Here is a 20,762-nt window from a genome sequence, read left to right as displayed (position 1 = left end):
GATCGGTAATTCGTAACCCGCTACGAAGTTTCGTGCACGTGCGAGGTGCGCATACTGGACACATGGCATCGGTGGTCGCGGAAGTACTCGGTTCGGATTTCTCACGTCTGCATCCCAAGGTTCAGTGGCGCTTCGGGTTGCAGTCCTCGGATCAGCTCGCCCAGTTCGGGGTGGGCGTGATGGAGGAGATGACGCACTCTCGTTTGGTACCGCCGCCGTTGCTGTGGGCCGGCCGCAAGCGCGGACTCTTTCCTGCGGGCGTGGGCACGGACGTGCCGTTCACCATCGCCAACTACGCGTATGTCGACGAGTTGGGCCGCGAGACAATGTCTTTCGTGCGCCGTTTCGCCTTTGCCGGCCGTCCGCAGGGGATGAACTCCGTGATGGTGTCCTCTGCCGAGTCCGACGAGTACGCCCTGGACTATCTGGGATTCTCCTCGGACATGGTGGTGCACACCAGGTGTGAGGTCGACGACGAAGGCGGTCTGATACTCGAGAGCGAAGTGCCCCGATTCCTGCTCGGCCCGGTGGCACCGAAATTGCCGAAGGTGGCGTCGGCGCTGACGATCGGTCGGGAGTGGTGGGACTCGGCCGAGGAGCGGCATCGCATCGAGATCAAGGTTCAGAGTCCGGTCCTCGGCCAGCTCTTTCTGTATCGCGGATGGTTCACCGCGGAGGAGAGGCCGTGTCGAACAGCCGACATCCCCGGTGACGCGCGTCCTCGATCGGTGGAGTCACGCGAGTAGCGCGCTACTGTTACGCGTCGAACGATGTGCGGGTGAAGGAGTCAACAATGGCTGTTGTCGAAGCCGAGGTGTCCAGCGGGGTCGGACATATCGTCCTGAATCGGCCGGAGGCTCTGAATTCGTTGAACGGTGCCATGATCGACGGCATCCGCGACGCTCTCGATGCGTGGCGAGACGACGATGCGGTCGCGTCGGTATTGGTGACGAGTGGTTCACCGCGGGCGTTCTGTGCGGGCGGAGATATCAAGGCGATTCGGCAGGCCGTCGTCGACGGCGATCGCGACGCCGGGCCGCAGTACTTCGCCGCGGAATACGATCTCGACGAACTGATCGCGAACTACCCCAAGCCCTACATCGCGATCATCAAGGCAGCGGCCTTCGGTGGAGGTCTCGGTATCTCGATTCACGGCAGCATCCGCGTCGTCACCGAGAACGCGGTGTTGGCCATGCCGGAGACGGCGATCGGCTTCGTGCCGGATGTGGGGTCGAGCTACTTCCTGTCACGACTGCCCGGTCGTGTGGGGCGGTACCTGGCTCTGACGGGTACGCGCATCACCGGACCGGACGCACTCGCATTGGGTCTGGCCACGCACTTCTGCCCGAGCGAGGTCGTGGACGAATTGAAGGCCGACATCCTCGCCGGCACCGATATTCACGAGGCGCTGGATCGCCACACAACGGTGCCGTCGACGACAGAGCTCTCGTTCGACGCCGAGGCGGTGGCAGCGGTGTTCGAGAAGGAGTCTCTCGTCGACATCATCGACGCGCTCGAGTGCGACACCCCGTGGTCACGTACCACGAAGACTCAGCTGGCGACGCTGTCTCCGACGTCACTGATGGCCACCGACGCGCTGATTGCGCGCGGAGCAGACAGCACGTTGCGGGAATGTCTGGACCGCGAGTTGCGAATGGCGACCTGGATCATCACCGAACCGGACTTCGCCGAAGGTGTACGCGCGGTGCTGGTCGACAAGGACCGCGCACCGCAGTGGAAGCCTCTGGTACTCGAAATGGTGCGACCAGAGGCTTTCCAACAGCTGTTGTGACCGTCTGGGGTCAGCGGTAACCCTTGGCAGGGTTCTGCAGGTCCAACACGATGGTCTGGCCGTTGGAACGCACATGGATCTCGGGGTTCTGCAGGCCACCCGAGACGAGGTATTCGCCGAGCAGCTGCAGCAGCTCGTCGGGGCCGACGGAGGTGTCGGGGGTGCGGATGTCACCGGTACGGCTGCCGAGCTCGTTCTGGGTCAGCCGGCCTGCGATGCGTACCGAGGCGACGCCCATGGCAGTACGACGATCGGGTGCCTGGCCGCGTCCGAGCGTCGGCGTGGAGCCGGCGGTCGATCCGTGAGACGTGGAGCGGCCGTTGGTGGGCAGGCCGTGTTCTGAGATCTGATCGCTTGTAGTCACTTCAACCTCGTTCGATTCCGTGGCGGGCTTCTCTGGACGACGTCGATCCGCGCGGGGAGTCGCTGAATCCGTGACGGACGACGTTGCTGGTGCAGGCGTTGTTGCAGACGCCTTCTCGGCGGGCGTGGTCGCTACGGCCGATTTCTCGGTGGTTGCGGCCTCGACCGCCTTCTCGGCGGGCGCTGCCGCCGAAGAATCGGTGCGGGCACTTTTTGGCGAAGTGGAGTCCGACTTCGGCGGCGTCGCCAAACGATGCGCAGGAGCGCCACCGACCTTGATCCCGGCCAATGGGTAATTCGATCCCTGTGTCATGTCGTCTTCCACTTCATCGTGTTCCCAGCTGGCTCGGTGCCGAGATGTCACGATCGGATATCGATCAGGACGTGCTACTCGGGGCCGAGCACGCTAAAACGTACTCTAAGTTTGTTCGGACCCTGTGAGAGTAGCATCACGATTGTTTAAGACGCCATTTTTTGACCGGCGTATTTGTTCTGGATCCTCAACCAGACGGCAAATCCCCAGGCAACGAACCCGGCGTACACCAGGTAGAGCGCCGCTGACGGATAGAACCCGGCGACGACGAGTAGGGGAATACCCACCACGTCGACCGCGATCCAGATCAGCCAGAACTCGGTGAGGCCGCGCGCCATTCCGAACGTGGCCAGCATCGATCCGGTGAAGATCCACGCATCGGCCCATTTGCCGAACGAGCCGAGATAGCCGAACAGCTGCGCGAACACGACCGTTCCGACGACCGCGACAACGAGCATCGCCGTCCGTTCACGCGTAGTACCCCACCGCGGGAGGACGGCGGCCCCCGTGCGCTGGGAATCGCGCATCCAGCGCACCAGCCCGTAGACGCTCACGGCGATGAACATCAGCTGGCGTCCGGCCTGGCCGTAGAGATCGAGGGCCTGCGGTGTGTGGAACACCCCGCCCAGAAAGACGGTGAACAGCAATGCATTTCCGATGATGCCCACCGGCCACGCCCATACGACGCGTCGCATCCCACCGATTGCCGAGAGCAACCCGAAGCCGTTGCCGACCACCTCGCGCCACAGCACGGGGTGGCCGAACACGCTGAATTCGGCGTCGAGCAGCTCGATCAGCACAGGGGCTACTGATCGCCCGCGGCGACGAGCGGCTCGAGGGTCAGCTCGGGCATTTCCTTCTGGATGTATTGCAGGCGCCATTTGTCGCTGACCAACGCCAGCAGGGCTCCGTCGGTGCGGGTGAAGATCTCGACTCCGCGCTGGCGACCCAACTCGACGGCCGATGCCGCGTCGGTCCGCCGGGCCAAGGAGTAACCGAGGGGTTCCATTCGGGCGTCGACGCCGAACTCCGTCTTCATTCGTGCGGTGACCACCTCGAACTGCATGGGTCCGACAGCGGCGAGTACCGGCGACGCGTCACCGCGAATGTCGTTGCGTAGCACCTGAACCACGCCTTCGGAGTCGAGCTGCTCGACGGCACGGCGGAACTTCTTGTACTTGTCCGCACTGTCGACGCGCAGTGCCGAGAAGTGCTCGGGCGCGAACGACGGGATCGGCGGAAACTCGACCTTCTTGTCCGAATAGAGGGTGTGGCCCGGAGCCAGCGCGGTCGCGTTGACGAGGCCGACGATGTCGCCGGGGTATGCGTTCTCGACCGTCGTGCGATCGCGACCGAACACCGTCAGGGCGTATTTGGTGGTGAACGGCTTCTTGGTCTGGGCGTGCGTGACGACCATTCCGCGCTCGAAGACGCCCGACACCACGCGCATGAAGGCAAGTCGATCCCGATGGGCGGTGTCCATGCCGGCCTGCACCTTGAACACCACGGCGCTGAACGGATCGGTCACCTCGCGCACGCCGCCGGAAGCATCGTCACGCGATCCCGGCGCGGGGGCCAGGGCCACCAGGGTGTCGAGGATTTGCCGGACGCCGAAGTTGAGCATGGCCGAGCCGAAGATCACCGGCGACGTCTGGCCGGCCAGGAACATTTCCTGGTCGTGCTGCTGACCGCTCGAGATCAGCAGATCGCTCTCCTCGACCGCGGTGTCCCAATCGACGCCCTCGCGTGCGGCGGCCGCCTCGGCCGACATGAATTCCTCCGGCGCGATGGTCGCACCACCCGCGGTGCGGGTGAAGCGAATGTAGCTGCCGTCCTGCACGTCGAGCAGCCCGCGGAAATCGCCGGCAATGCCGACGGGCCAGTACAGCGGCGTCGGGGTCAGTCCGATCCGCGACTCGATCTCGTCCAAGAGCTCCAGCGGTGACTGGCCCGGACGGTCCCACTTGTTGATGACGGTGATGACCGGGATGCCGAACTGGCGGCACACCTGGAACAGCTTGAGGGTCTGGGGTTCGAGGCCCTTCGCGGCGTCGATGAGCATCACGGCTGCGTCGACGGCGGTCAGGACCCGGTAGGTGTCCTCGGAGAAGTCGGCGTGGCCCGGAGTGTCGACGAGGTTGATGACGTTGGTGATCTCGGCATCGGGTGAGGTGTGGTAATTGAACTGCAGCGCAGTCGAACTGACCGAGATACCGCGTGCCTTCTCCATCTCCATCCAGTCCGAGACGGTGGACCGGCGGCCGGCTTTGCCGTGGATGGCTCCGGCCTCGGAGATGACGCGGGCGTGCAATGCGAGTGCTTCGGTGAGAGTCGACTTACCGGCGTCGGGGTGTGAGATCACCGCGAATGTTCGACGCCTCGCGACCTCGGTCTCGAGTTCCTTGGCAGGGCTTCGGGAGGGTCCGGATTCTTCCAGCACTGCCGGTCCGGACCCTTCGAGCGTTGCGTCGACGTCGGGGGTACTGGACGGGGTACTCACGAAAACCTCATTCTCGTAGACAGGCAGGACCGATGCGGTGACCGGGCAGACATCAAGGATACGCGGCCTATTGTCCAGCGCGGGCGCGGCGGGACTGCCTACTGTGTTCGGTGGGGCGGGGTTCACGTCACGAGGAGACGCGCGTTGAGCAAGTTCACCGAGGAAATGTTCGAGACCGCGAGCACCAGCAAGCGAGGTCTGGTCACCGGCGAGCCCGACGAGGCGCTCCGACAGTCCTGGGGCGACATCCACGAGCAGGCGCGTCGGATGGCAGGCGCGTTGGCCGACGCGGGCGTAGTACACGGTGACGCGATCGGCATTCTGGCCGGTCAGCCGGTGGATATCGCACCAGCGTGCCAGGCGACATGGATGCGCGGGGCCTCGGTGACGATGCTGCATCAGCCGACTCCCCGAACCGACCTCGCTGTGTGGGGCGAGGACACCGAAACCGTCGTGCGGATGATCGAGGCCAAGGCCGTCGTTCTCGGCGCGCCGTTCGACATCGCCGCCCCGGTGCTCGAGGAGCGCGGCATCACCGTGTTGAAGATCGAGGACATGAAGACCGGTCGCGATATCGACCCGGTGCCGACGGCGGAGTCCGACATCGCGCTGCAACAGCTCACCTCCGGTTCGACCGGTTCACCCAAAGCCGTGCGGATCACGCACGAGAACTTCTACGTCAATGCGTACGCGATGATCGACCGCATCGAGTTCGACGTCGAGTCCGACGTGATGGTCAGTTGGTTGCCGCTGTTCCACGACATGGGGATGGTGGGCTTTCTTTCGGTGCCCATGCAGGTCGGTGCCGAGGTCGTCAGCATCACTCCGCTGGACTTCCTTCGTTCACCGCTGCTGTGGGCCAAGCTCATTCACAAGTACCGCGGAACCGTCACGGCAGCACCGAATTTCGCGTATTCACTGCTTGCGCGCCGGTTGCGCCAGGCCGAGGACGATCTGGACCTCGACCTCTCCACTCTGCGCTACGCCTGGAACGGGGCCGAGCCTGTCGATCCGGACACGATGATCGCCTTGGCCGAGGCCGGTGCGCGGTACAAGCTCAACCCGTCGGCGCTCGCTCCGGTGTACGGAATGGCCGAAACAACTCTGGCAGTGTCGATTCCGGACCCCGATCGCGGTCAGGTGATCGACGTGGTCGACGCGGACCTGCTCGAGACGCTGGGTCGCGCCGTTCCGTCCACCCGTGGAAACACCCGCTCTCTCGCCACTCTAGGCAAATTCGTGCCGGGCCTCGAGGGTCGGGTCGTAGACAAGGAGGGGCAGGTGCTGACCGCGCGCGGTGTCGGCATCATCGAAGTGCGGGGCAAGGCCGTCACCCCCGGATACATCACCGTCGACGGGCCGGTCTCGACGCTCGACGCCGACGGCTGGCTCGACACGGGCGACGTCGGCTACATCACCGAGGACGAACTGGTGGTCGTCTGCGGACGCATCAAGGACGTCATCATCATGGGCGGTCGCAATATCTATCCCACCGATATCGAACGGGCTGCACAAACCGTCGCTGGTGTGCGACCGGGCAATGCCGTGGCCATCCGACTCGATGCAGGGGACAAGCGTGAAAGTTTCGCTGTAGCGGTCGAAACCAACGACATCGACAAGCCGGACGAGGTCAAACGCATCGAACGTGAGGTGATCCATGCGGTGCACTCGGAGGTGGGGGTGCGGCCGCGCACCGTCGCGGTACTCGGACCGGGCAGCATTCCCAAGACATCGAGCGGCAAGCTGCGACGGGCGAATTCGGCGTCGTTACTCAGCTGAGCTGGGACTTCACACCCTTTTTGCGGGGTGCGCGCGTGCGCTCGGAGGCGAGAACAGGCGCGCACCTCGTAAAAAGGGTGTGGGCTTCAGCGTGGGTGCACTCGGTTCTGCGCTGCTTCCAGTCCGGCCGAGAGTAGGAGCTCCGCGGCGTCTGCTGCTTCTTCGACGACGACGCCGAGATCCTTGCGTTCGGCGGCCGAGAACGGCTTGAGCACGAACGACGCCGGATCCATTCGTCCGGGCGGGCGTCCGACGCCGACGCGAACCCGCAGATAGTCTTTGGTGCTCAGATGCTGCGATATCGAGCGCAGCCCGTTGTGGCCGCCTTCGCCGCCGCCGAGTTTGAGTCGCAGAGCCCCGAAGTCGATATCCAATTCGTCGTGCACCACCACGATGTTCGCCGCGTCGATGGAGAAGAACCGAGCCAATGCCGCCACCGGCTGGCCCGAGACATTCATGAACGTGCGCGGCTTGGCGATGACCACCGAGCGTCGACCCAGACGAGCCTGCACGATGTCGGAATTGGACTTCTTGTGCGAGGAGAACGCTCCGCCGATGCGTCCGGCCAAGGCGTCGGCGACCATGAAACCGACGTTGTGGCGGGTCTTTTCGTACTGCGGGCCAGGATTACCGAGCCCGACGATCAAGGCCGGCTCTTCGGGTTCGACACTCACGGTCGTCATTGTCTCATCACGCCTTCGAAACGAACGACGCGCTGCTCCCGGCGTGGGAACAGCGCGTCGTACGCGGTCGATGGAGCGAGATCAGCTGTCGCTATCCTTGCTGTCCTCGTCCGAATCCTCGTGGCTCTCGGCCTCTTCCTGAGTTTCGGCCTCGCCCTCCTCGGAGATCGGCTCGGTGCCTTCGCCGTCGGCCTCGAGCTCTTCCTCGGACGGTGCCTCGGTGACGTTGACGAGCAGCTGCTCGGGATCGGAGATCAGGGTGACGCCGTCAGGAAGCTCGACGTCCTTTGCGTAGTACTGGGTGTCGATCTGGTTGTCCTCGACGGAGATGACGAAGTTCTCCGGGATCTCGAGCGCGTCGGCCTCGATCTCGATGTACGTGGAGTCGGTGACGACCAGGGTGCCCGGTGCGGCATCGCCTTCGACGATGACGTTGACCTCGACGGTGACGCGCTCGCCCTTCTTCAGGACGAGGAGGTCGGCGTGCTCGATGCTGCGACGGATCGGGTGCACGACGATCGACTTGGTGAGGGCCAGCTGCGACTTGCCGGCGATGTCGAGGGTGAGCACAGCGTTGGTGCCGTCGTTACGCAGCACAGCGGCGAACGCGCGAGCGTCCAGTGCGAGGTGCTGGGGATCGGTGGCGTGTCCGTAGAGAACGGCGGGAACGAGGCCGTCGCGACGTGCGCGGCGAGCTGCGCCCTTGCCGAATTCGGTGCGGACCTGCGCGGTGAGATTGTTTACCTTCGATGCCATGGTGCTACATGCTCCTGATAACTGTGGTTCGTGCGGCGTACTTCGTCGGGCGGTCAAGCTCGTCGGGGCGGACACGAACGAGCGCGGCCAACGGGGCCGAGCCGCGTCGATAACGGTGGATCCTGAAATCGTGGATCTACCCTCGCCGAGACAACCTGGAAGACAATACACGACCACGTCATGTGCGCGTAAGTTCGACCCCTGCTACGAACTACCGTGCACGTGCGAGCGCAGCGAGCAACTCTGCGGCAACACCACGCGCGACGGATATCGCATCATCACGGCCGCCTGCAGTTCCCATCACCACCGCGCCCTCGTGCAGTACCGACAGTCGTGAGCCCAGTTGTTCGGCGTCGGAGTACCCGGCGTCGGCGGCCAGTTGCGCGAACAGTGATCTGGTCCATTCCTTCTCGGACTTGATGATCTCGAGTACCGGGCTGTCGGTGCCGCCGAACTCGGCGAACGCGTTGACGAATCCGCAGCCGCGATGGTTGTCGCGCATCCACAGATCGAGGGCGTCGTACACCCCGAGGATTCGCGCGTCGCCGGGTTCGAGGGATTCGACGTACCTGCTCACATGCTCGCACCACAGGCCGTATCGGCGGGTGAGGTATCGCTGCACCAGGCCGTCCTTGGAGCCGAAGCGGTCGTAGAGGGTCTTCTTGGTGGTACCGGCCTCCTCGGCGATGAGGTCGACGCCGACGGCGCGGATCCCGCGGGCGTAGAACAGCTCGCTGGCGACGCTGAGAATGCGTTCTCCGGCGGGGGTGAGCGGCTTGTCGAGCATGGATACCTTCCGAAAGCGCTGGTGAGAAGCAGGTGCACTGCGAGTATACAGACCTGTATGTTTACATCGCTGAATGAGAGCAAATATCGATACGGTCGCAGGTACGGCCCTGGTGGTGCTGTGGAGTTCGGGCTTCATCGGAGCCGAACTCGGCACAGCCGAAGCCCCCGCGCACACGCTGCTGGCCTGGCGCTACGTCGCGGCTGCGGTGCTCCTGATCGCCTGGTGCCGATATCGGAGGCTGACACCGACCTGGCACGCCATCCGAATTCACGCCGTGCTGGGCCTGTTTTGTCAGTTCCTCTACCTCGGGGCCACCATCACCGGCATCGGGATGGGCGTGCCGCCAGGTGTCGCCGCGCTGATCGCCGCCCTGCAGCCGCTGTTGGTCGCCATGGCGTCGAGCAGGATCTTCGGCGAACGCGTCGGGCCGAGGCAGAGTCTGGGACTCGTCGTCGGCATCGTCGGGGTATCGCTGGTCGTGGTGGGGGACATGTCCGGTGCCGACCTCTCCTGGCCCGTCTACTTACTACCGGCCGCCGGGATGTTGGCGTTGTCGATCGGGACCGTCGGTCAGCGAATCCTGGCACCGAAGGAGCCGATCGCGCTGTCGATGGCTGTTCAATGTTCCTTCAGCGCAGCCGGTTTCATGACCTGGAGCGCTCTGGCGGGAGATCTCGCACCGCCGATGACGGTGGCTTTCGGAGCGGCCGTCGCCTGGACCGTGGTGCTGTCGACGTTCGGCGCATACGGCGCGTACCTGTTCGTGGTGCGTCGTAACGGACCCACTCGCGCCAGCGTGCTGCTGTACCTGACTCCGCCGACGACCATGGTGTGGGCTTGGCTCATGTTCGGCGATGCGATTACCTGGGTTGGAGTGGGTGGACTGGTGGTCTCGGGAATCGGTGTGGCTCTATACCTCCGCAAGACCCATGTGAGCGAAAATTCGACCCCCGCTACGAATTGTCATGCACCTGCGAGCGCAGCGAGCATCGCGTCCAACTCGGCGAAGGTGACGAAATAGTGCGGAGACGCACGCACCACGGCGTCGAGTCCGCGGCCCGTCATGTCCAGGCGCGTCGAGCCACGGTGGCTGACGGTCACCGTCACGTTCTGGGCGGCGAGTCGATCGCGGACAGCAAGGGGATCTTCACCGTCGACGGTGAAGGAGACGATCCCACTCTTGCGTTCGCCCAGATCCTGCACTGTCACGCCGGGGACCTTCAGGAGCCCCGCGCGCAGATATTCGGCACGTTCGCCGACTGCCTCTTCGACGTGGTCGATACCGAGCTCGAGTAGATAGTCGACGGCGGCACCGAGTGCGAGCCTGGCCGCGACGTCGCATTCCCAGAACTCGAATCGTGTGGCGTCGTCGGCCATTCGGTAGGTGGAGGTGTCTTCCCATTGGGCGCTGTGCAAGTCGAGGGCCGGTGGATGCAGCGTCGACGCCAATCCTGGACGCAGGTAGAGAAATCCGGTTCCGCGCGGGCCGCGGAGCCATTTGCGTCCGGTGGCAGAGAGCGCGTCGACATCGAGCTCGTCGACGTCGATGCGCATCTGTCCCATGGACTGGCAGGCGTCGAGCAGTACCAGGGCACCGTGTCGGTGGGCGAGATCTGCGACAGCGCGGGCGGGGTTGATCAGACCGCCGTTGGTGGGTGCGTGCACCACCGAGACCAGCTTCACGCGATCGTCGAGCATGGTGGCCAGCGCGTCGACGTCGATCCGTCCCGACACGTCGCTCGGAATCACCTCGACCACCGCTCCGGTGACCTCGGCGCGGTGCAGAGCGGAGATCGCGTTGCTGGCGTACTCGGCCTCGCACAGCAGGATTCGATCACCGGGGGAGAGCGGCACGGAGTAGAAGAAGTCGGTCCAGGCACGTGTCGCGGAATCGCTCAGGGCGATGCTCGACGCCGAAGCCCCGATCAACGTTCCGATCGATGTCTTCACCGCCGCGAGATCGTCCGAGCGTTCGTTTGCTGCCCGATAGCCACCGACTTCCGCTTCTCGGCGCAGGTGCGCGACGGCGGTGTCGACGACGACGGTGGGCGGCAACGAGGAGCCGGCGCTGTCGAGAAATACCCGACCCGACGCACCGGGGGTATCGCGGCGGATGCGGTCCTGATCGAGCATCGGTCGTCCTTCCTGTCACGAACTCTCGGCATCAGGGTTGCACAATCGGTAGCCTCGATACGACGCGGGATCACGGCGTTTTCGATCCCCGCAGCTGGGTACGTTCAGTAGCGAAGAACGTGGTGAGTGCGGAAAGAAGGAAAAAGTGTCGTCCAACGAGAAGTCCCTCGAGCTGAGCACACGCCCAGCAGCCGAGGCATACGTGTCGAAAGTGTGTTTCAAGCTGGGTCCACCGACGTTGATCGGTGCCGAACTCGAGTGGCTCACTGCCCTCGACGACGGAACGCGTCCCAGCCTCTCCTCGCTTGCCACTGCGCTCGGTGATCACTCCCCGCGCAGTATCGCCCCCGAGTCACCCGCCCTGACGTTGCCGGGCGGAAGTATGGTCACCGTCGAACCCGGCGGCCAAGTCGAATTGTCCAGTTCGCCTTATACATCCGTTTCCGACCTGGCATCCGTGCTCGACGCCGATGCGCGCTTGGTGCGAGACATGCTCGAGGGCTCCGGCATCCGCATCCTCGCCGTTCCGGCAGATACCACACGCGCTCCCGAACGGCTTCTCGTTCTGCCGAGATACTGCGCGATGGAGAACCGGTTCACCACCATCGGTCCCTTCGGCAAATTGATGATGTGCAACACCGCTGCCGCGCAGGTGAGTGTCGACGCCGGTCGCGACCGCGGCGAGGTTGCCGCGCGGTGGCGAATGCTCCACGTGATCGGCCCGGCGTTCGTGGCGGCATTCGCTCGGTCCCCGGAACTCGAGGGAGCCCCCGAAGGAGTGTGGGCGTCCCAGCGGATGCGCACGTGGCTCGAACTCGATTCCAGTAGAACCGATTCCAGCAGAACGGCGGTTCCGAATACCGGAGATCCGATTGCCGATTACGCGCGGTGGGCTCTCGACGTTCCGCTGCTGTGCATAATGGGCGTCGACCAGAACTGGGAAGCGCCTGCGGGTACGACGTTCGCACAGTGGCTGGCTGATCCGGATGTCGTCGGACGTGCGCCCACGTACGGCGACCTCGATTATCACCTGACCACCCTGTTTCCCCAGGTTCGAGCGTGCGGTCATCTCGAGATCCGTTATCTCGACGCCCAACCGGACGGGCAGTGGGTCATTCCCGCGGCGGCGTTCGAGGCGCTGTTGTCGACGCCCGAGCTGGTGGCTCGCGCCACCGAGATCGGAGCCGGGACGGCCGGACGCTGGCTCGACGCGGCTCGTATCGGACTCGGCGACCGCGATCTCCGTTCGGCCGCAACCGAATTGCTCGACCTCGCAGCAGAGTGTGGCGGTGAGTACGCCGACTACCTGTCGGCAGCTGCTCGCCGATGCCGAGCCGGCGAACCTCCCAGCGAGTTCGACACGGCATCACCGGATTTTCGGAATCGAAAGGAATCGGTGTGAGCGCCGAACAACTCAGGAACAGGATCGAAACGGTCCTCACCCGCAGCCGTGCCCGCAGTGCAGCACTCACCGACTGCGTGGACGAAGCCGAACTGATGGCGCAGCATTCGCCGTTGATGAGTCCGCTGGTGTGGGATCTCGCGCACATCGGAAGTCAGGAAGAACTCTGGCTGGTCCGCGACGTCGGTGGTCGTGATCCCGTGCGTCCCGACATCGACGAGTTGTACGACGCGTTCAAGCACTCACGGTCGTCCCGAACCTCGCTTCCGTTGCTCACTCCGGACGAGGCGCGCGTGTACGTGCAGACCGTTCGCGACAAGGCCTGGGACGTACTGGACCGCAGTACATTCGCGGGCAGGCCGGTCGAGAAGCACGGATTTGCATTCGGCATGATCGCGCAGCACGAACAGCAGCACGACGAGACGATGCTGGCGACCCACCAGTTACGCTCCGGCCCCGCCGTTCTCACTGCCCCCGCGCCCCCGACGTCTGCGGCGCAGGTGTCGGGTGAGGCGATCATTCCCGGTGGAGCGTTCTCGATGGGCACCTCGCTCGATCCGTGGGCACTGGACAACGAGCGGCCCGCTCACCTGGTGCACGTGCCGACGTTCGCCATCGACCGAGCTCCGATCACCAACGCGCAGTACATCGAGTTCATCGACGACGGCGGTTACGAGCGTCGTGAACTGTGGACCGAGAAGGGCTGGGCGCATCGCGTCGACGCGCAACTCACCGCCCCGCAATTCTGGGAGCGTGATTCCGACGGCACGTGGTGGCGGCGTAGCTTCGGGGTTCGCAAGCCGGTGCGTCCGCAGCAGCCCGTGGTGCACGTGAGCTGGTTCGAGGCCGACGCCTATGCCCGCTGGGCAGGTAAGCGACTACCGACCGAGGCGGAGTGGGAGAAGGCCGCGCGCCACGACGCCCGGACCGGTAGCAGCCACGCCTACCCGTGGGGCGACGCCGAACCCACTGCAGCGCATGCCAATCTGAATCAGCGACACCTCGAACCGGCGGACGTGGGCGCATACCCGGACGGTGCGTCCGCCGCCGGTGTTCATCAACTGATCGGTGACGTGTGGGAATGGACGTCCTCCGAATTCGAGGCGTACCCCGGATTCGAGGCGTTCCCCTACGCCGAATATTCCGAGGTGTTTTTGCGAGGCGATTACAAGGTGTTGCGCGGCGGCTCGTTCGGCACCGACGAAGTGGCCTGTCGAGGAACGTTCCGCAACTGGGATCACCCGATTCGGCGGCAGATCTTCAGCGGGTTCCGGTTGGCCCGCGACGTCGAGCCCAGCTGAATGTGCCGTCATCTCGGGTATCTCGGCCCTCGCACGTCCGTCGGGGGCGTGCTCACTGCCGGTGACCACAGTCTCCGCGTGCAGTCGTATGCCCCCAACGACATGCGCGGCGGCGGCACCATCAATGCCGACGGGTTCGGCGTCGCCTGGTGGCAGGACGGTTCGGTGCGCAGCTACCGCAATCCGATGCCCATCTGGACCGATCCGGCCGTCGACGATGTTCTGCCGCAGCTGGAGTCGACGTCGGTGATCGCCGCGGTGCGATCGGCGACGGTGGGAATGCCGGTGGAACGATCGGCCTGCGCCCCGTTCACCGACGGCCGCTGGGCATTCAGTCACAACGGTGTGGTCCGCGGCTGGCCACACTCGCTGACCGACCTGTGGTCCGAGGTACCACCCGTCGATGCACTCACGTTGCCGGCTCCGACCGACGCAGCGGCGGTGTGGATCGTATTGCGTCAGTTGCTCACCCGCCTCGAACCGCAGGCGGCCCTTGCTACGTTGGTTCGGCGCATCGAAGAGCGCGCGCCGGGGTCCAGGCTCAACTTTCTCCTCGGCGACGGGGAGAACATGTACGCCACCGCGATACATCACGCACTGTCCGTCCGCCGTTCCGATGACGCCGTCACCATCGCGTCCGAACCCACCGACGACTCCGACTGGACGCACATAGACGACCGCAGTCTTGTCGTCGCTACAGCATCGGAGTTCACCGTTTCCCGTCTCGATGAAGAGGAGCACACATGAGCACTGTCGAGGTACACCTGGCAGATACCGCACTGGTGGACGAATTGCGCAAGGATGTGCGAGACGGGTTGACGTCCTCGCCGAAATGGCTGTCGCCCAAGTACTTCTACGACGCACTGGGCAGTGAGTTGTTCGAGCAGATCACCGTGTTGCCGGAGTACTACCCGACGCGTACCGAGCGGGCACTCCTCGAAGAACATGCACTCGACATCGCCGAGGCAACCGAATCGACGATGTTGATCGAGTTGGGCTCGGGGTCGTCGGAGAAGACGAAGATTCTTCTTGCTGCAGGGGTCAAGCACGGTTCGTTGAACACCTATGTGCCGCAGGATGTATCGGTCACTGCGCTCGAGGGAGCCATCGAGCAGATCGGGCAGGAGTTTCCCGCTCTCGAGGTGCGCGGCATCGTCAGCGATTTCACCGACACCTTGCACAATCTGCCCGCAGGTCGCGCACGCACCATTGCGTTCCTGGGCGGCACCCTGGGCAACCTCATCCCCGAGGAGCGCGAGGAATTTCTGAAGGCCATCGCCGACGCCTTGGATGCCGGCGAATACCTGCTACTCGGTGTCGGGCTGGTCATCGACCCGGCGGTTCTCGTTCCGGCATACGACGATGCTGCCGGGGTGACGGCGCAATTCAATCGAAACGTGCTGTCGGTGATCAACTCTCGCCTGGACGGAAATTTCGACACCGATGCGTTCGAGCACGTCGCGCTCTGGAATGCCGAGCAGGAGTGGATCGAAATGCGGCTCCGGGCCACGTCACCGCAGGAGGTGTATCTCGCCGATCTCGATCTGCACGTGCACTTCGACGCCGATGAGGACCTGCGCACCGAAATCTCGGCGAAGTTTCGACCGGAAGGCATCACCGAAGAACTCGCCGCAGCGGGATTCGACGTCGACCATCTGTGGACCGATGCAGACTCCCGCTTCGCGCTCATCCTCGCGCGCAAGGTCGAGTAGCTCGCACCGAGTGGGCACCAGTGCACACGACGATCGCCGATCGACTTCAATCCCGTCGATCGGCGGCGGTAGTGCGCACTCCGGCCCGCCGCAGCTGCATGATCACGGCAGTCGACGATCGCTTGCCGCAATCGATTTCCGTCGACGGCGCACCACGGTGATGATCTCGTCCACGACGCGATCCAACTCCGCAAGTGCCGTCGCCGCCGAGTAGCGCAGCACCAACCATCCATCGAGCACCAACTCGTTCTGCCGTCGACGATCGTTGTTGAACGTGGCGGGATCCGTGTGAAACTCTCGGCCATCGATTTCGACGATCACTCGTGCGGAAAAGTCGACCAGGTCGCCGTAGAACTTTCCGACGCGCGCATTGATCTCCATCGTGAAGTGGCGAGCTGCCAATGCCCGCGCCACCACGCGTTCCGGCTCCGATCTGGTGCTGGGGCAACATGTTCGAAGCTGCTTGCGAACCGCGGCCATCCCGTGCATCCCCTTTGCGGAGTGACACAATTCGGCAACTCGACGCCACGGCAGGTGATGGTCGATGGCGTTGTCGAAGAATTTCTCGAGGTCAGGCGTCGACAAGCACGTCGCGACATCGACAAAAGTTTGCTCCAGTGACACGACTCGCAGGCCTCGGTGCAGCTGGACGTCGACGAGGCGTCGGCGATGTATTCGAACCCAGGGAACCGACCTCGACTGGGTGTTCGGGGCAACGGTGACAGAGACCAGGCGCGGTTCGTAGTCGATCAGTCCCCACAACCAGGCCGCACTTTCGTGGCTCAGTGCGGCATCCGGTCTCCATAGAGTCGCCGCAGTGCACAGGCCGAAGTAGTCGGGTTTCTCCGTCGCTTAGACATTAGGCAGAAGGCGTACGAGTTCTCCCGATCGAGCTCGCCTCGAAATGCCGCTCGTACTGAGCCCTTGCGCCACCAGTTGCTGCACCGCGTAAACCCCCATTGCTACACCGTTGCGGCTGTGGAGCTTGCGCAACAGTGGCAATTCCGTAACTGTGGATAAGTCGATGCGTTATCCACAGGCCGGCCGACCATGACGGGCACCAGTGCACACGACGACCGCCGATCGACGGAATCCCGTCGATCGGCGTCGGTAGTGCGCAACCATGCCCACCGCAGCCGGCCCGAGGCCTCGAGATCAGGCGTCTGCCAACGCGAGTACCGGCGAGATCTGATTGGCACGCCGCGCCGGGGTCAACGAGGCCCCCAGTGCGAGGAGTCCACCGCACAACACCGTTCCGGCGATGACGGCCCATGGCAGGGTGGGCGCGGTGAGCCCTCGGGAATCCAGTGAGCCCAGCAGCGATTGTGCTGCGGCCCAGCCGTACACGATGCCGAGGATCAGACCGAAGCCCATCGATGCGACCACCATCTGAGTACTTTCCGATACGATCATCGCTCGAATCTGCTTGCGGGTGAACCCGAGTGCGCGCAGCAGGCCGATCTCACGAGTGCGTTGCAGAATGCTCAGCAGCAGGTTGTTCACCATTCCGACGGCCGCGATGACGGCCGAGAATCCGATGAGACCGGTCATGATTCCCACTGTCACGGTGAGCACCTGCCCGACGGTGGCCTCGTCGTATTCGTTGACGAGCATCGTCCGATAGCTGTACATGGCGACCGCGAACGTCGTCACCAACGTCACCCCGATCAGCAGGCCCACCGCGGTACGAGTACTGCGATCCGGGTAGCGAAGTGCGTTGGCGGACGCCAATCGAGCAGCAGGGCCGCGGCCGGACAGTCGCCCCACCAGCTTCAGGGTGGCGGGCAGAATGCGATACGCCCCAACCATGATTCCGGTGAACGATGCGATACCACCGAAGAATGCCACCAGCACACCGCCCGGGTTGACCATCCCGATCAGGACCCCGAGACCCAGCAGAATCACCCCGCCGGCGATGAGCACGATCGAGAGCACTGTTCTGATCCGACGCGACCGCGGAGCTTCCACTCCCGTGTCGACTGCACCTCCCGTTGCCTGGACAGGCGTGACATCCAGTACCTTGCGAGACCCCACATACGATGCGACGGTCGTCGTGAGCACCACGATGACCACCGGCAGAATTATCAGTGGCTGAACGGTCGTGTACTGCACGTCCGGCAGCTGGCCGGCCGAGACCGCAATGGCCCGGGCCAGATGACTGGCGCCGACGCCGAGAACCATACCGACTGCGCCACCGAACAATCCGACGACGAGACCCTCGCGTGCCACCGATCGGCGCAGGTCACGAGAGCGCGCTCCCAGGAGGCGAAGTAGTGCAATGGTGCGGGTGCGCCCCGCGACGATCGTGGCGAATGTGTTCGAGGTGACCACCGCCGCGACGTACAGGGCAACGCCGATGAACACCAACGCCACGCTGTAGAGCGCGTTGATTGCGGCACTGTCGCCGGCCCCACCTCCGAATATGTCGACCAGAAAGGCCGTCGCCTGAATCAAGACGACACCGAAGAACGACGCGAGCGACGTCACCATGATGCTGGCACCGTGCTCTTTCGACGCCTGTGCAGAAGTCAACGCACTCATCGGACTGCACCTTCCATTCCCAGCATGTAGCTCGAGATCTGCTCCGCGCTCGAACGTCCCAGTTCGTTCACGATGCGGCCGTCGGCGAGGAAGACGATGCGATCGGCGTAACTGGCTGCGATGGGATCGTGGGTGACCATGACGATCGACTGGCCGTACTCGCGCACCGCTGCGGCCAGGAGGCCGAGAACCTCACGGCCGGTGCGGGAATCGAGGTTGCCGGTGGGCTCGTCGGCGAAGATGAGATGCGGCCGGGTACCCAACGCGCGGGCGATGGCGACGCGCTGCTGCTGCCCACCCGAGAGCTGATGTGGACGGTGATTCACCCGGCCACTCAGTCCGAGGGTGTCGATCAGCTGATCGATCCACGCCGACTCCTGCGCACTGGGCGCGCGGCCGTCGAGCTCGAAGGGAAGCAGGATGTTGCCCCGAACATCCAGGGTGGGAACAAGATTGAAGGACTGGAAGATGAAGCCGACCTGCTTGCGTCGCAACGTCGTCAGAGCGTCGTCGTCGGCCGAGGTGATATCTGCACCGGCCAGCATCAGATGGCCCGAGCTGGCGCTGTCCAATCCAGCCATGACGTGCATGAGCGTCGATTTACCGGAACCGGATGGCCCCATGATGGCGGTGAACTGGCCGCCGTGAATGTCGAGGGACACGTTGTCGAGCGCGCTCACCGGATTGGACGAGTCGCCGAAATGCTTACTGACCTGGAATGCCCGTGCAACAGGGCCTGCTGTGCTTGTCATGCCCACAACGCTATGAATTCGACGCACCGAAGTAGTCAGGCGCGAGTCTTCACCTCGTACATCTGCAGGATGACGTCGGCGTCAGTCTCCAGTGAGTCCGTGCTCGAATGCGTAGACCACAAGCTGCACCCGATCACGCAGATGCAGCTTGGCGAATATGCGGCTGATGTGTGTTTTCACCGTCGCCTCGCTCAGGTACTCCAGCTCGGCGATCTCGGAGTTGCTCAGCCCGCGGGCGGTGAGCCGGAACAGCTCCTTCTCTCGCGCAGTGAGGGTTTCGAAGGCTGCCGGGACCGTCGGAACCGGAGGCGTCGGAGTGAAATGTGCGAGCAGACCGGTCGTCGCGGACGCAGCGATCACCGAGTTTCCGGCATGGACCGTACGAATCGCCGCGAGCAGAAACTCCGGGTCGGCGTCCTTGAGCACGAATCCGCTTGCACCGGAACGAATGGCCCGCGCAGCGCTCTCGTCCAGGTCGAACGTCGTCAGTACCAGAATGCGTGGGGGATTGTCGGAGGCGGCCAGAATCTGCTCGGTCGCGGCGATACCGTCGAGCACCGGCATTCGGATGTCCATGAGCATCACGTCGGGAGTCGCGGACGCTGCGAGTTCGACGGCTTCTCGTCCGTTCCCCGCCTCCCCGACGAATTCCAGATCGGTCTGCGAGGAGATGAGCATGCGAATGCCCGCTCGGAACAGCTGCTGATCGTCGACCAGCGTAACTTTGATGCGATCGGAACTCACGTAGTGCCCTTCGTCGAGGGGGTGGTGGCAGGCAACCATGCCGTCACGGTCCATGACGAGGCGTCGCCGGTCGCAGTGCACGTACCGCCGGAGAGGCTGGCGCGTTCCTTCATGCCGGCCACTCCGTGACCGGCTGATTCCGCGGCGGGAGGCCCCGGCAACACACTGTTTCGTACCGTCAGTTCGACGCCGGCAGAATCCGATTCGACGGCGACGGTCACCGGCGCGTTCGGATCGCCGTGGCGCAGTGCATTGGTCAACGATTCCTGCGCGATGCGATACAGCGCCAGATGCGCCCCGGCACCCAACGACACGTCGCCGGTGCCGATCGAGGACTCGATGGTCAGGCCGGTGGCGCGCATCTGATCGATCAATCGCTCGAGGTCGCCCGGCCCGGGGGTCGGGAGATCGCCTTGGCTGTGGCGGAGCTGCCCCAGCAGCACCCGAACGTCGGACAACGCCTCGCGCGCGGTGTCGGAGATCGTTGTCAGGGCAGTGTCGACGGCAGCGGGATCCACTGCACGCACGTAGCGTGCGCCATCGGCCTGAGCGATCACCACGGCCAGGGAATGCGCGACGATGTCGTGCATGTCCCGGGCAATTCGGTTGCGCTCCTGCTCGATTACCACTTCCTGCTCGGCTCGCGCCTGATAGACCTCGGCGAGCTCGCGCGCGTGTGCCGACTCGATGGCTGTGCGCCGCGCGTAGGCGAGTCGACCCAATGCCCAGGACAAGCCGAGCATGGCCCACAGGCCGACGAGGAGGAGAGCGAACTGAGCGAGGCGAGGCTCCTGGAATCCCTCTTCCGTCGGATCTCCGAAAGGATTGCCGTCCACGTACGCGAGATACAGCGCCGCTATCACTCCGCCGACCACTGCCGAGACGAGACCGAGGCGTCGAACCACGTTGTCGCCGTAGGCGGCCGAGGAGTACAGAATCGCGAAGATTGCGGTATCGGCCGACAGGGGGAGCACTCCGAAGACCATTTGCACGACGGCCAACACCCAGGCGAGCGCCAAGGACCACCGTGGTGATCGGCGCCGGATGGCCAAGGCAATGCCGAACCCGACCAGAACACCCACACCCGGGGTACCGGCGACTCCGTTCAGGGTCGACCCCAGCAGCAGCAGAACGAAGACGACCGCATAGACGGCATCGAGCACCTGCCGGGAGATCGAACGCTTGCGCAGCACTCGATCAG

The 20,762-nt window shown here is 64.2% G+C and carries 21 protein-coding genes; 9 read left to right on the top strand and 12 right to left on the bottom strand.

Annotated features, from left to right (window positions below; genetic code table 11):
* Nucleotides 1-62 precede the first annotated feature (62 nt).
* Together ASG84_RS22130 and ASG84_RS22125 are read left to right on the top strand one after the other, a co-directional pair.
* Nucleotides 63-746 carry a DUF4166 domain-containing protein gene (locus tag ASG84_RS22130; RefSeq protein ID WP_057479143.1) on the top strand — a complete coding sequence of 228 codons (684 nt, stop codon included), beginning with the start codon at nucleotides 63-65 and terminating at the stop codon, nucleotides 744-746.
* Nucleotides 747-793: 47 nt separating this feature from the next.
* On the top strand, nucleotides 794-1,792 hold the full coding sequence (locus ASG84_RS22125) for an enoyl-CoA hydratase/isomerase family protein (RefSeq protein WP_057479142.1): 999 nt from the start codon (nucleotides 794-796) through the stop codon (nucleotides 1,790-1,792).
* Between the two features lie 10 nt (nucleotides 1,793-1,802).
* On the opposite strand, the gene ASG84_RS28395 is transcribed toward ASG84_RS22125, so the two are convergent.
* On the bottom strand, nucleotides 1,803-2,156 hold the full coding sequence (locus ASG84_RS28395) for a hypothetical protein (RefSeq protein WP_235581791.1): 354 nt from the start codon (nucleotides 2,154-2,156) through the stop codon (nucleotides 1,803-1,805).
* 70 nt (nucleotides 2,157-2,226) lie between these two features.
* Between ASG84_RS28395 and ASG84_RS28390 the strand changes: the two genes are divergently transcribed.
* Entirely contained in the window at nucleotides 2,227-2,451 is a 225-nt protein-coding gene (locus ASG84_RS28390) for a hypothetical protein (RefSeq protein ID WP_235581790.1), read from the top strand.
* A 163-nt stretch (nucleotides 2,452-2,614) separates the two neighbouring features.
* Here the strand turns inward: ASG84_RS28390 and pnuC are convergent, their stop codons facing one another.
* Nucleotides 2,615-3,268: a nicotinamide riboside transporter PnuC gene (gene pnuC / locus ASG84_RS22115; RefSeq protein ID WP_057479141.1), complete on the bottom strand. Its 654-nt coding sequence runs from the start codon at nucleotides 3,266-3,268 to the stop codon at nucleotides 2,615-2,617.
* 5 nt (nucleotides 3,269-3,273) lie between these two features.
* Nucleotides 3,274-4,908: a peptide chain release factor 3 gene (locus ASG84_RS22110; protein ID WP_057479318.1), complete on the bottom strand. Its 1,635-nt coding sequence runs from the start codon at nucleotides 4,906-4,908 to the stop codon at nucleotides 3,274-3,276.
* A 204-nt stretch (nucleotides 4,909-5,112) separates the two neighbouring features.
* On the opposite strand from ASG84_RS22110, the gene ASG84_RS22105 reads away from it, so the two are divergent.
* Nucleotides 5,113-6,747: a fatty acyl-AMP ligase gene (locus ASG84_RS22105; RefSeq protein ID WP_057479140.1), complete on the top strand. Its 1,635-nt coding sequence runs from the start codon at nucleotides 5,113-5,115 to the stop codon at nucleotides 6,745-6,747.
* An 86-nt stretch (nucleotides 6,748-6,833) separates the two neighbouring features.
* Here ASG84_RS22105 and pth read toward each other — a convergent pair whose 3' ends face one another.
* The 3 genes from pth to ASG84_RS22090 all read right to left on the bottom strand — a co-directional run bounded on the left by pth (nucleotide 6,834) and on the right by ASG84_RS22090 (nucleotide 8,973).
* Nucleotides 6,834-7,430, bottom strand: coding sequence for an aminoacyl-tRNA hydrolase (gene pth, locus ASG84_RS22100; RefSeq protein WP_057479139.1), 597 nt, complete (start codon nucleotides 7,428-7,430; stop codon nucleotides 6,834-6,836).
* A gap of 81 nt (nucleotides 7,431-7,511) precedes the next feature.
* Complete coding sequence (locus tag ASG84_RS22095) at nucleotides 7,512-8,186, bottom strand: 50S ribosomal protein L25/general stress protein Ctc (protein ID WP_057479138.1); 675 nt, start codon at nucleotides 8,184-8,186, stop codon at nucleotides 7,512-7,514.
* 211 nt (nucleotides 8,187-8,397) lie between these two features.
* Complete coding sequence (locus ASG84_RS22090) at nucleotides 8,398-8,973, bottom strand: TetR/AcrR family transcriptional regulator (protein ID WP_057479137.1); 576 nt, start codon at nucleotides 8,971-8,973, stop codon at nucleotides 8,398-8,400.
* Between the two features lie 73 nt (nucleotides 8,974-9,046).
* Between ASG84_RS22090 and ASG84_RS22085 the strand changes: the two genes are divergently transcribed.
* Nucleotides 9,047-9,997: a DMT family transporter gene (locus ASG84_RS22085; RefSeq protein ID WP_235581788.1), complete on the top strand. Its 951-nt coding sequence runs from the start codon at nucleotides 9,047-9,049 to the stop codon at nucleotides 9,995-9,997.
* Here ASG84_RS22085 and ASG84_RS22080 read toward each other — a convergent pair.
* Nucleotides 9,940-11,109 (bottom strand): aminotransferase class V-fold PLP-dependent enzyme, encoded by a 1,170-nt coding sequence (locus ASG84_RS22080; RefSeq protein WP_057479136.1) that lies wholly within the window; start codon nucleotides 11,107-11,109, stop codon nucleotides 9,940-9,942. The genes ASG84_RS22085 and ASG84_RS22080 overlap by 58 nt on opposite strands.
* A gap of 145 nt (nucleotides 11,110-11,254) precedes the next feature.
* On the opposite strand from ASG84_RS22080, the gene egtA reads away from it, so the two are divergent.
* The 4 genes from egtA to egtD are packed head-to-tail and all read left to right on the top strand — an operon-like array spanning nucleotide 11,255 to nucleotide 15,524.
* Entirely contained in the window at nucleotides 11,255-12,511 is a 1,257-nt protein-coding gene (egtA, locus tag ASG84_RS22075) for an ergothioneine biosynthesis glutamate--cysteine ligase EgtA (RefSeq protein WP_057479135.1), read from the top strand.
* Nucleotides 12,508-13,812, top strand: a complete 1,305-nt coding sequence (gene egtB, locus ASG84_RS22070) for an ergothioneine biosynthesis protein EgtB (RefSeq protein WP_200936653.1) — start codon at nucleotides 12,508-12,510, stop codon at nucleotides 13,810-13,812. Before egtA ends, egtB begins: the two co-directional genes overlap by 4 nt.
* Nucleotides 13,813-14,559 (top strand): ergothioneine biosynthesis protein EgtC, encoded by a 747-nt coding sequence (egtC, locus tag ASG84_RS22065; RefSeq protein WP_057479133.1) that lies wholly within the window; start codon nucleotides 13,813-13,815, stop codon nucleotides 14,557-14,559.
* Nucleotides 14,556-15,524 carry an L-histidine N(alpha)-methyltransferase gene (gene egtD / locus ASG84_RS22060; protein ID WP_057479132.1) on the top strand — a complete coding sequence of 323 codons (969 nt, stop codon included), beginning with the start codon at nucleotides 14,556-14,558 and terminating at the stop codon, nucleotides 15,522-15,524. Before egtC ends, egtD begins: the two co-directional genes overlap by 4 nt.
* Nucleotides 15,525-15,626: 102 nt before the next feature.
* Here egtD and ASG84_RS28385 read toward each other — a convergent pair whose 3' ends face one another.
* The 5 genes from ASG84_RS28385 to ASG84_RS22035 all read right to left on the bottom strand — a co-directional run bounded on the left by ASG84_RS28385 (nucleotide 15,627) and on the right by ASG84_RS22035 (nucleotide 20,754).
* Nucleotides 15,627-16,148, bottom strand: a complete 522-nt coding sequence (locus ASG84_RS28385) for an endonuclease domain-containing protein (RefSeq protein WP_235581787.1) — start codon at nucleotides 16,146-16,148, stop codon at nucleotides 15,627-15,629.
* Between the two features lie 531 nt (nucleotides 16,149-16,679).
* A complete protein-coding gene (locus tag ASG84_RS22050) occupies nucleotides 16,680-18,065 on the bottom strand; it encodes an ABC transporter permease (protein ID WP_057479131.1) in 1,386 nt (461 codons plus the stop codon).
* Entirely contained in the window at nucleotides 18,062-18,817 is a 756-nt protein-coding gene (locus ASG84_RS22045) for an ABC transporter ATP-binding protein (protein ID WP_057479130.1), read from the bottom strand. The genes ASG84_RS22050 and ASG84_RS22045 overlap by 4 nt, the downstream gene beginning before the upstream one ends.
* An 81-nt stretch (nucleotides 18,818-18,898) precedes the next feature.
* Complete coding sequence (locus ASG84_RS22040) at nucleotides 18,899-19,561, bottom strand: response regulator (protein ID WP_082521151.1); 663 nt, start codon at nucleotides 19,559-19,561, stop codon at nucleotides 18,899-18,901.
* A complete protein-coding gene (locus tag ASG84_RS22035) occupies nucleotides 19,558-20,754 on the bottom strand; it encodes a sensor histidine kinase (protein ID WP_057479128.1) in 1,197 nt (398 codons plus the stop codon). Before ASG84_RS22035 ends, ASG84_RS22040 begins: the two co-directional genes overlap by 4 nt.
* Nucleotides 20,755-20,762: the final 8 nt, after the last annotated feature.

This window comes from Rhodococcus sp. Leaf278 (assembly GCF_001426085.1).
Taxonomy (GTDB): Bacteria; Actinomycetota; Actinomycetes; order Mycobacteriales; family Mycobacteriaceae; genus Rhodococcoides.
Note: the sequence above shows the minus strand (reverse complement) of the source record. Positions and strands in the feature narration are given on the sequence as shown.

Bases quoted from the DNA above. Each gene is read 5' to 3' on its own strand.
- ASG84_RS22130 (WP_057479143.1), top strand. From the start codon at position 63: ATGGCATCGGTGGTCGCGGAAGTACTCGGTTCGGATTTCTCACGTCTG.
- ASG84_RS22125 (WP_057479142.1), top strand. From the start codon at position 794: ATGGCTGTTGTCGAAGCCGAGGTGTCCAGCGGGGTCGGACATATCGTC.
- pth (WP_057479139.1), bottom strand. From the start codon at position 7,430: ATGACGACCGTGAGTGTCGAACCCGAAGAGCCGGCCTTGATCGTCGGG.
- ASG84_RS22095 (WP_057479138.1), bottom strand. From the start codon at position 8,186: ATGGCATCGAAGGTAAACAATCTCACCGCGCAGGTCCGCACCGAATTC.
- ASG84_RS22090 (WP_057479137.1), bottom strand. From the start codon at position 8,973: ATGCTCGACAAGCCGCTCACCCCCGCCGGAGAACGCATTCTCAGCGTC.
- ASG84_RS22085 (WP_235581788.1), top strand. From the start codon at position 9,047: ATGAGAGCAAATATCGATACGGTCGCAGGTACGGCCCTGGTGGTGCTG.
- ASG84_RS22080 (WP_057479136.1), bottom strand. From the start codon at position 11,109: ATGCTCGATCAGGACCGCATCCGCCGCGATACCCCCGGTGCGTCGGGT.
- egtC (WP_057479133.1), top strand. From the start codon at position 13,813: ATGTGCCGTCATCTCGGGTATCTCGGCCCTCGCACGTCCGTCGGGGGC.
- egtD (WP_057479132.1), top strand. From the start codon at position 14,556: ATGAGCACTGTCGAGGTACACCTGGCAGATACCGCACTGGTGGACGAA.
- ASG84_RS22050 (WP_057479131.1), bottom strand. From the start codon at position 18,065: ATGAGTGCGTTGACTTCTGCACAGGCGTCGAAAGAGCACGGTGCCAGC.
- ASG84_RS22045 (WP_057479130.1), bottom strand. From the start codon at position 18,817: ATGACAAGCACAGCAGGCCCTGTTGCACGGGCATTCCAGGTCAGTAAG.